We start from the raw sequence: 10,662 nt of genomic DNA, 5'->3' as shown, positions 1-10,662 counted from the left end.
AAAATCACCTTCCTAATTTAGCTAAACAACTTGAAAAATTTGGCTTTCCAACTTTTAACTGTCAAGTAGAGAAAAATGATGTGCTGACTCAAGAGCAGGAAGAAGCCTTTCATGCTGAAAATGAGCAGATTGTTCAAGCTGCCAATGAGGAAGCGCTCCGTGCGATGGAGCAACTGGAACAGATGGCACCTCCTCCAGCAGAAGAGAAACCAGCCTTTGATTTTCAAGCCAAAAAAGCTGCAGCTAAACCGAAGCTGGATAAGGCGGAGATTACTCCTATGATCGAAGTGACAACTGAGGAAAATCGTTTGGTCTTTGAAGGGGTTGTTTTCGATGTAGAGCAAAAAGTGACCAGAACGGGTCGTGTTTTAATCAACTTTAAAATGACGGACTACACTTCAAGTTTTTCTATGCAAAAGTGGGTTAAAAATGAGGAAGAGGCTCAGAAATTTGACCTCATCAAGAAGAATTCTTGGCTCCGAGTGCGTGGAAATGTGGAGATGAATAACTTCACACGTGATTTGACTATGAATGTGCAGGATGTGCAGGAAGTTGTTCACTATGAGCGGAAAGATTTAATGCCAGAAGGTGAGCGCCGGGTTGAGTTTCATGCTCATACTAACATGTCGACCATGGATGCTCTGCCAGAGGTTGAAGAAATCGTTGCGACAGCTGCTAAGTGGGGACACAAGGCTGTTGCCATCACGGACCACGGGAATGTCCAGTCCTTCCCACACGGCTATAAGGCGGCCAAAAAAGCGGGAATTCAGCTGATTTATGGAATGGAAGCCAATATCGTTGAGGACCGTGTTCCTATCGTTTATAACGAAGTGGAGATGGACTTATCAGAAGCGACCTATGTGGTTTTTGACGTGGAAACGACGGGACTATCAGCCATCTACAATGACTTGATTCAGGTTGCGGCCTCTAAGATGTATAAGGGGAATGTCATTGCTGAATTTGATGAATTTATCAATCCTGGGCATCCTTTGTCAGCCTTTACCACGGAGTTGACTGGTATTACAGATGATCATGTCAAAAATGCTAAACCACTTGAACAAGTTCTGCAAGAATTTCAAGAGTTTTGCAAGGATACAGTCTTAGTTGCTCACAATGCAACCTTTGACGTTGGCTTTATGAATGCCAACTATGAGCGTCATGGTCTTCCAAAGATTAGTCAGCCAGTTATTGATACGCTGGAGTTTGCTAGAAATCTCTATCCTGAGTATAAACGTCATGGTTTGGGCCCTTTGACCAAGCGTTTTGGTGTGTCTCTGGAACATCACCACATGGCCAATTACGATGCGGAAGCTACAGGTCGACTGCTTTTCATCTTTATCAAAGAGGTGGCAGAAAAACATGGTGTGACCGATTTAGCTAGACTCAACATTGATTTGATTAGTCCAGACTCTTATAAAAAAGCTCGAATCAAGCATGCGACTATTTATGTCAAGAATCAGGTAGGTCTAAAAAATATCTTTAAGCTGGTTTCTTTATCCAATACCAAGTACTTTGAAGGGGTACCACGGATTCCGAGAACGGTTTTAGATGCCCATCGTGAAGGTTTGATTTTAGGTTCAGCTTGCTCTGAAGGTGAAGTTTTTGATGCAGTCGTTTCCCAAGGTGTGGATGCGGCGGTTGAGGTGGCCAAGTATTATGACTTTATCGAGGTCATGCCACCAGCTATCTATGCTCCCTTGATTGCCAAGGAGCAGGTCAAGGATATGGAAGAACTACAGACCATTATCAAGAGTTTGATAGAGGTCGGAGATCGTCTTGGCAAGCCAGTTCTGGCTACGGGGAATGTTCACTATATCGAACCTGAAGAAGAGATTTACCGTGAAATTATCGTCCGTAGTTTGGGACAGGGGGCTATGATTAACCGAACTATCGGTCATGGGGAACATGCTCAACCCGCTCCTCTTCCGAAGGCTCATTTTCGAACGACTAATGAAATGTTGGATGAATTTGCTTTCTTGGGAGAGGAACTGGCACGTAAATTGGTTATTGAAAACACCAATGCCTTGACAGATATCTTTGAACCTGTTGAAGTTGTTAAGGGTGACTTGTACACGCCTTTCATTGACAAGGCTGAAGAAACAGTTGCCGAGTTGACCTATAAGAAAGCTTTTGAGATTTATGGAAATCCGCTGCCAGATATCGTTGATTTGCGGATTGAAAAAGAACTAACCTCTATTCTGGGGAATGGATTTGCTGTGATTTATCTGGCTTCGCAGATGCTAGTGCAACGTTCCAATGAACGGGGTTACTTGGTTGGTTCCCGTGGATCTGTTGGTTCCAGTTTTGTTGCGACCATGATTGGGATTACGGAGGTTAATCCTCTCTCTCCTCACTATGTCTGTGGTCAGTGTCAGTACAGTGAGTTTATCACGGATGGTTCTTATGGTTCAGGTTTTGATATGCCCAATAAGGACTGTCCAAACTGTGGTCACAAACTCAGCAAAAATGGGCAGGATATTCCGTTTGAGACATTCCTTGGTTTTGATGGGGATAAGGTTCCCGATATTGACTTGAACTTCTCGGGAGAAGATCAACCTAGTGCCCACTTGGATGTGCGTGATATCTTTGGTGAGGAATATGCCTTCCGTGCAGGAACGGTTGGTACGGTGGCTGCAAAGACCGCTTATGGCTTTGTCAAGGGCTATGAGCGAGATTATGGCAAGTTTTATCGTGATGCAGAAGTAGAACGCCTCGCTCAAGGTGCGGCTGGTGTCAAGCGGACGACAGGCCAACATCCGGGAGGAATTGTTGTTATTCCGAACTACATGGATGTTTACGACTTTACGCCTGTTCAGTATCCAGCAGATGACGTGACGGCTGAATGGCAGACCACTCACTTTAACTTCCACGATATCGATGAGAACGTCCTCAAACTCGATGTACTGGGACATGATGATCCGACCATGATTCGGAAACTGCAGGACTTGTCTGGGATTGATCCTAATGAAATCCCTATGGATGACGAAGGCGTGATGGCCCTCTTTTCTGGGACTGATGTGCTAGGTGTGACTCCTGAGCAAATCGGAACGCCGACAGGTATGCTGGGGATTCCAGAATTTGGAACTAACTTTGTACGTGGGATGGTAGATGAGACGCATCCGACGACTTTTGCGGAGTTGCTTCAGCTCTCAGGTCTGTCCCATGGTACCGACGTTTGGCTGGGCAATGCTCAAGATCTGATTAAGCAAGGAATAGCAGACCTATCGACTGTTATCGGTTGTCGGGACGACATCATGGTTTACCTCATGCATGCTGGTCTGGAACCTAAGATGGCCTTTACCATCATGGAACGGGTGCGTAAGGGCTTGTGGTTGAAGATTTCCGAGGAAGAGCGAAATGGCTACATTGAAGCCATGAAAGCCAATAAGGTACCAGAGTGGTATATCGAGTCCTGTGGGAAAATCAAGTACATGTTCCCTAAGGCCCATGCGGCAGCCTACGTTATGATGGCCTTGCGTGTGGCCTACTTCAAGGTTCACCATCCCATTTATTATTACTGTGCTTACTTCTCCATCCGTGCTAAGGCTTTTGATATCAAGACTATGGGAGCGGGCTTGGATGCTATCAAGCGCAGAATGGAAGAAATTGCTGAAAAACGGAAGAATAATGAAGCCTCTAATGTGGAAATTGACCTCTATACAACTCTTGAGATTGTCAATGAAATGTGGGAACGTGGTTTTAAGTTTGGCAAACTCGACCTCTACCGTAGTCAGGCGACAGAGTTCCTCATTGATGGAGACACTCTCATTCCGCCATTTGTAGCAATGGATGGTCTGGGAGAGAACGTTGCCAAGCAGTTAGTGCGAGCGCGTGAAGAGGGAGAATTCCTCTCTAAAACAGAGTTGCGCAAGCGTGGTGGACTTTCCTCAACTTTGGTTGAAAAGATGGATGAAATGGGTATTCTTGGAAATATGCCAGAGGATAATCAGTTGAGTTTGTTTGATGAGTTGTTTTAAAAAATTGCTTATTTTGATCAAATGGACAAAATATGTCCACTTGATTTGTTATAATTCTCTTAAAAATAATAGAAAAGAGAGTATAATATGGTGGATCAAGGAATTTTAAATTCTAACGTGTCAATTGAGGAGCAAATTTACAATTTTGAAAAAGGCTTGAAAGATGATGGGAGTGATTGGACCGGATTCCCACAAATAGACTTAAAAGAAGATTCTCAATGTATTTACATTTGCGGTATTTCAGAGACTGACAGATGGCATTTGTTTTATTATACGTTAACTAAAATAAAACCTGCTACTCCAATAGCATCACTTGCATATTATCGAGTGAGAGATAATTTGATTTCTTCTAAAGATAGTCAATGGATAAAACTGCAAATGGAGTATACAGAGTGTGATTGGCTTTTTATGAATGGAGTTCAATTTTTGGGAGAGGCTGATCAAAGGGTACAGGAATACTGGATGCAGCGATTCAAAGAGAGTAAGAAAAGAAACAAACTCTTCATTGTATATTCAGACTGCTTACCCGAAGACTTAAAAAATATGCCTGAATCCGTAGTTGAGTTCTTCGAATCTGGCATAGTGGTACAGTTGAAATCATCTAAGGGCTAGTTTATTTTGCTTTAATCGTTTTGAATATAAAGTGCTAGTTAGACTATAGAAGTGATAATAATGTACTGGAAATAGTATTGTTTGAATAATATGTAGAAGGACTGCAAATGAATGATCAAGAGAGACTGCTAACGATCTTTTTACGCTTACAGTTTGGGACTCAGTTAGGGAAAAAGCAATTGGCTCAGGAATTTGAGGTTAGTGAAAAGACGATACAGAGAGATTTTTCTCTACTTCGTGATATTTTATCTAGTAATACCAGTTATAGTGGAGATTTGCTTTATAACCGTAAGACGAATAAGTATTGTTTAGCAAGTAAGGCAGTTTTTAATAAAAAGGATATACTCGTTATTTCAAAGATTTTATTGGAAAATCGAGCACTGAATCGGCCAGAAATTGATAGCTTACTAAAAAATTTACTGATTTTAGTTCCTCGTGATGACCAGAAAGAAATTGAGCAGATCATTGGTAGTGAAAAGCTTAATTATGCTCCCTTAACGGATCAGCAAAATAGAATAGAGAAAATATGGAATTTATCAGAAGCCATTTTGCATGAACAGGTTCTAGACATTATCTATCAAAAACCTTATTCTGAGTCTTCTAAGAGGCAGACGGTTTTGCCAGTCTCTCTTTACTATGATAGTCATTATTTCTATCTGGTTGTTTACCAGTTGAAACATGCTACTTATATTACTTTAAGAGTAGACCGTATCCAGTCCTGGTCTCTTAGTGATATAGAGAAACCCTCTATTTCTTATCGAGATAAATTTAGAGATGGTGACATTCGTAACGAGAGAGTGGACGCTTTTATCGGGAAGAAAATCAATATTGAAATCGAGTATTTGTACGATCCGACTATTGTGATGGATCAATTTCCAAATGCAAAAATAGTTGGGAAAAATGGTAGCTGGACTCATTTTCAGTTTGAAAGTCAGCATACACCGGGTCTTAAACGCTGGTTGCTGGGACAAGGGGAAGCAGTTACTGTTTTGTCTCCTCGGATTTTAGTAGAGGATATGAAGCAAACAGTTCAAGAAATGATAGATAAATATAGATGAGGATAAAATGACTATTCAATTTACTTCTAAAAAGGTTGGAGAACTATTGAAAAAAGGAAATTTGCGGATTCCTTCTTATCAAAGGCCATATAAATGGAACAGAAAACATATCCGTAATCTTTTTTATGATTTACGAGATGCTATGGGGAAAAAGGAATATCAGATTGGTTCCGTTATCTTACATGAAAATGATGGATATGATATTGTCGATGGACAGCAACGGCTAATTTCAATTTCCTTGTTTCTTCATTTATTAGATGATTTAGAGAATTATAAGGGTGCTAAGCAACTGCTGAGTGCTGCTGTATTTGGGGAGCTATCTTGCTATCATGCGAGTGAAAATTATAATGAGTGGGAAAATTTGACTCAATTGGTTGGCGAAAATCAGGCAAAAGATATTTGCAATTTTTTATTGGAAAATTGTTCTGTCTCCGTGATTACTATGCCACAGGAACGATTATCAGAGGCCTTTCAGCTATTTGATTCTCAGAATAATCGTGGGAAATCTTTAGAACCTCATGATTTGCTTAAAGCCTATCATCTTCGCAAGCAAGATTCAGAAGATGAAAAAATTGTTGAAAAATGGGAGCAATTTGTAGAAGATAAAGATTTAAGTCTCAAGGAGTTATTTGATAAACATCTTTTCCGTATGAGACGTTGGTCGCGAGGAGAGACAGGATTAACAAACAAGCGTTATGGATCTTATCTCCGTTTTACAGAGGATTTTATTGACGATTTTAAAGGCGTTGATTTGAATCAGAACTTTCCATATCTAGAATTGTATCGTCATATTGAAAATCTCCCCATGTCCATTACTATGCCAATCATTGATGGAAGTAAATTTTTTGAGTATATTGAATCTGCTTATGAAACTATTAAAGAACATAAAGATTTTTTAAATGAAGAGTTAGGATTTTCTGATGAACCTGAAGGGGAAGAAAAAAATCTAGCTTACCCAGAAGGTATGTCAAACATTTACAATAGCTCAAAAGGACGCTACCTCAAGTGTCACAATATATTCTTAAATATTTGTTCACTTTTTGCAGAGAGATTTGGAAAAGATGAGCTATCAAAGGAGATAGTAGAGACCTTGTTTATTTGGTCTTATTACCCTCGAGTTAAGTCTAAAGCTATATATGATGCAACGGTAGGGAAATACGCCGCTGGTGGAAGTTTTAGACAAAAAGAGGCTCAAAAGCTATTTCAACTTTTATCCCATGCGGTCACTCCGAATGATTTTATGGTCAAAATAGATAGAGAGCTATTTGAAAATTATACTGTGGACAAGATTATAGAAGAGGAAAAAGATAAATGGTAGAAACACAGATAAGCTTATCAGTTAATCGTTTGTTAAATGAAGATACCTATGCTATCCCTCTTTATCAGAGAAATTTTGCTTGGACTTATGATGAAATTGAGCAGTTACTGAATGACGTAGCAGATGCTTTTCAAGAAAATAGAGACAATTACTATATTGGAACATTAGTCGTTAATAAAGAGAATGGCATTTTCAAAATCATAGATGGGCAACAACGGACAACCGCCCTTAATTTGATTGCCTTAGCTTTAAAGAATGAGTTTGGTTTTGATAGATTGAAAGCTGTCAAGCTTACCTTCCCAGCTAGAAAGAAATCAAACGAGAATATTCAAGATTTATTTGCCAAGAAAAAAATTGTAGAGGGCGATGAAAATGAGCTGACTAGAGGTTACGGACATGCTAAAGATGCATTGAAAAAAGTGCTAGAGGAGCGCCGTCTTGATCCTCAGTCTTTCGTTGATTATCTTTTTGATTATGTCATCATTTTTCGGAGTATACTTCCTGAAGATTTAGATTTGAATCTTTATTTCGAACGTTTCAACTCTCGAGGCGAACAACTAGAGTCTCATGAGATTCTCAAGGCACAAATGATGTCTAAGTTCGGTACAGATCAAGAAATGGCACAAAAATTTGCGAGAATTTGGGATGCCTGTGCAGAATTTGATAAGCCGGTCATCAACGCATTTACAAAAAAAGCAAAGAAAAAGCATCATGACGCAGAAAGAGAAAAAATATTTCCTTTGAATTGGATTAAAGGAAATAATTATCAGAATAGCTTTCTTTTAAATATTGATAAGTCCTTAAGTCAAATAGAAGTTCAGTCAACTAATAAGAAATCTCTATTGTCTAGTATAGAAAATAAAGAATCTACAAGAGTTAAAGTAATATCAGATACGAATGAAGTGGAAAAATACAGAACGATTATAAACTTTGAAACATTTTTATATTTCGTTTATTATATAACATTTGGTAATGTATCTCCTTCTGATATACAGCTAGATGACAAGAAATTATTAGAAACATTTGAAAATATAACTAGTGTTAATACAGGTATAGAGGATGTTACATTATTCATTAGGAATTTATTGAAATTAAAATTTATATTTGATAATTTGATCGTACGAATGTCACAAGAGACTAATAATAGAAGACAAGAGAATGATTGGTTTCTGCAGAAAGTTTATCGGAATGATTATAATAATAAAACTAGAGGAGATTTATTTGTTCAATATTATTATGATAAAAATTCTTTTGAAAAGTTCAATGATGATATTTTAATGCTTCAATCCATGTTTGCTGTGACCTTTACTGCCAATCGAGATAGTCGTTGGTTATATGAAATCTTGCAATTCTTGTTTAACCATATTGAAGAGTTAAATCAAACAGAATTTGCTAGTCTCTTTAAGGATTTTCTTGAAAAAATGGCAGTGAGATATGCTGAGGAAAGATTGTTTACCGAAGATAAAAGTATCAAAAAATATTGGGAAATTCCTGTTTATGCTTTTAACTTTGTAGATTATGTTTTATGGAAAAATCGTGAAGAATTGAAGAAAGATTACGATATTGAGTTTAAAGATTTTAAATTTGCTTATCGTCGCTCCATAGAGCATTGGTATCCTCAGAATCCAAATGGACAGGATGGAGAAAGCCAATTACCTGCCGAGTTTTTACATTCCTTTGGTAATCTTTGTATCATTACCGATAGTCAGAATTCTAAGTTCGGTAATTCGTATCCGGAGTCTAAACTAGCACAATGGAAGAGAGAAGATATCTTTAAGCGTCAGAGTTTGAAATTACAGATGATGGCAGAAATAACTTCTAAAAACAATAGATGGGATATTGGTGAGATTCAATCTTTGGAAAAAGAAGTGGAAAGATATGTACACGACTTTTGTTTTAGTTAATTAAAACAAGCTTTATTAGGCTTGTTTTTAAATTTATATCATATGTGATATACTAGTAAGGGAGGATATTTCATGAAACTAAGAATTTTTGCGGAAGATAGGCCAGCTGAGAAGGTATTTGAATATCAATTAGAACTTGCTGATCAAACAATTCTTCTATCAACAGCACTCTTGTCAGGTGCCATTGCTTTAGCAGGATTATTCTCTGCTTTGAAAGAAAAATAAAAATAGAAAAGAGAAAACAACATGGTTTTACCAAATTTTAAAGAAAATCTAGAAAAATATGCGAAATTATTGGTTGCGAACGGAATCAACGTGCAACCTGGTCACACTTTGGCTCTCTCTATCGATGTGGAGCAACGTGAGTTGGCTCACTTAATCGTCAAAGAAGCTTATGCTTTGGGTGCGCACGAGGTTATTGTTCAGTGGACAGATGATGTCATTAACCGTGAGAAATTCCTCCATGCGCCGATGGAGCGTTTGGACAATGTGCCTGAATACAAGATTGCTGAGATGAACTATCTTTTAGAGAACAAAGCTAGCCGTCTTGGAGTTCGTTCTTCTGACCCAGGTGCCTTGAACGGAGTGGACGCTGACAAGCTTTCGGCTTCTGCTAAAGCTATGGGACTTGCCATGAAGCCAATGCGTATCGCAACTCAATCCAACAAGGTTAGCTGGACGGTAGCAGCTGCAGCAGGACTTGAGTGGGCTAAGAAAGTCTTTCCAAATGCTGCGAGCGACGAAGAAGCTGTTGATCTCCTTTGGGACCAAATCTTCAAAACTTGCCGTGTCTACGAAGAAGATCCTGTTAAGGCTTGGGAAGAGCATGCAGCTATCCTCAAGAGCAAAGCTGATATGCTTAATAAAGAACAATTTTCAGCACTTCACTACACAGCGCCAGGGACAAATTTGACACTTGGTTTGCCGAAAAACCACGTTTGGGAATCAGCTGGTGCTATCAATGCACAGGGCGAAGGATTCTTGCCAAATATGCCGACAGAGGAAGTCTTCACAGCGCCTGACTTCCGTCGCGCAGATGGTTATGTCACTTCTACAAAACCGCTTAGTTATAATGGAAATATCATCGAAGGAATTAAAGTAACCTTCAAGGATGGACAAATCGTGGATATTTCAGCTGAGAAGGGTGATCAGGTCATGAAAGACCTTGTCTTTGAAAATGCGGGTGCGCATGCCTTAGGTGAATGTGCCTTGGTACCAGATCCAAGCCCAATTTCTCAGTCAGGCATTACCTTCTTTAACACCCTTTTCGATGAGAATGCGTCAAATCACTTGGCTATCGGTGCAGCCTATGCAACTAGCGTTGTTGGTGGAGCGGAGATGAGCGAAGAGGAGCTTGAAGCTGCAGGGCTTAACCGTTCAGATGTTCACGTAGACTTTATGATTGGTTCTAACCAAATGGATATCGATGGTATCCGTGAGGATGGGACACGTGTACCACTCTTCCGTAACGGAGATTGGGCAAATTAAGGAGATAATATGTTAGGAAGTATGTTCGTTGGTCTCCTAGTGGGATTTTTAGCAGGTACTCTGACCAATCGTGGAGAACGCATGGGATGTTTTGGAAAAATGTTTCTAGGCTGGATTGGTGCCTTTATAGGCCATTTGCTTTTTGGAACTTGGGGACCGATAATAGCAGGAACTGCCATTATTCCGGCAGTACTAGGTTCCATGATTGTCTTAGCGATTTTCTGGAGACGAGGAAGTTAATTTCTTAAATCTGATACTCAATGAAAATCAAAGAGCAAACTAGGAAACTAGCCGCAGGTTGCTCA

The 10,662-nt window shown here is 39.4% G+C and carries 8 protein-coding genes; all 8 read left to right on the top strand.

Annotation, left to right across the window (positions count from 1 at the left end):
- Positions 1–3,977, top strand: a 3,977-nt coding sequence (locus QZ565_RS05480) for a PolC-type DNA polymerase III (protein WP_295526655.1), incomplete at its 5' end; no start/stop codon positions are given.
- Positions 3,978–4,064: 87 nt separating this feature from the next.
- On the top strand, positions 4,065–4,589 hold the full coding sequence (locus QZ565_RS05475; protein WP_295526652.1) for a DnaA/Hda family protein: 525 nt from the start codon (positions 4,065–4,067) through the stop codon (positions 4,587–4,589).
- A 107-nt stretch (positions 4,590–4,696) separates the two neighbouring features.
- On the top strand, positions 4,697–5,647 hold the full coding sequence (locus QZ565_RS05470) for a WYL domain-containing protein (RefSeq protein ID WP_295526649.1): 951 nt from the start codon (positions 4,697–4,699) through the stop codon (positions 5,645–5,647).
- A 7-nt stretch (positions 5,648–5,654) separates the two neighbouring features.
- The gene (locus tag QZ565_RS05465) at positions 5,655–6,965 is read left to right on the top strand and encodes a DUF262 domain-containing protein (RefSeq protein ID WP_295526646.1); all 1,311 of its coding nucleotides are present in this window, start codon (positions 5,655–5,657) and stop codon (positions 6,963–6,965) included.
- The gene (locus tag QZ565_RS05460) at positions 6,959–8,869 is read left to right on the top strand and encodes a DUF262 domain-containing HNH endonuclease family protein (RefSeq protein WP_295526643.1); all 1,911 of its coding nucleotides are present in this window, start codon (positions 6,959–6,961) and stop codon (positions 8,867–8,869) included. Before QZ565_RS05465 ends, QZ565_RS05460 begins: the two co-directional genes overlap by 7 nt.
- A gap of 72 nt (positions 8,870–8,941) precedes the next feature.
- Complete coding sequence (locus QZ565_RS05455; protein WP_049499548.1) at positions 8,942–9,094, top strand: hypothetical protein; 153 nt, start codon at positions 8,942–8,944, stop codon at positions 9,092–9,094.
- Positions 9,095–9,115: 21 nt separating this feature from the next.
- Positions 9,116–10,357, top strand: coding sequence for an aminopeptidase (locus tag QZ565_RS05450; RefSeq protein ID WP_295526640.1), 1,242 nt, complete (start codon positions 9,116–9,118; stop codon positions 10,355–10,357).
- A gap of 9 nt (positions 10,358–10,366) precedes the next feature.
- Positions 10,367–10,597 (top strand): GlsB/YeaQ/YmgE family stress response membrane protein, encoded by a 231-nt coding sequence (locus QZ565_RS05445; RefSeq protein WP_000901572.1) that lies wholly within the window; start codon positions 10,367–10,369, stop codon positions 10,595–10,597.
- Positions 10,598–10,662: the final 65 nt, after the last annotated feature.

It is taken from the genome of uncultured Streptococcus sp. (genome assembly GCF_915066115.1).
Taxonomy (GTDB): domain Bacteria; phylum Bacillota; class Bacilli; order Lactobacillales; family Streptococcaceae; genus Streptococcus.
Note: the sequence above shows the minus strand (reverse complement) of the source record. Positions and strands in the feature narration are given on the sequence as shown.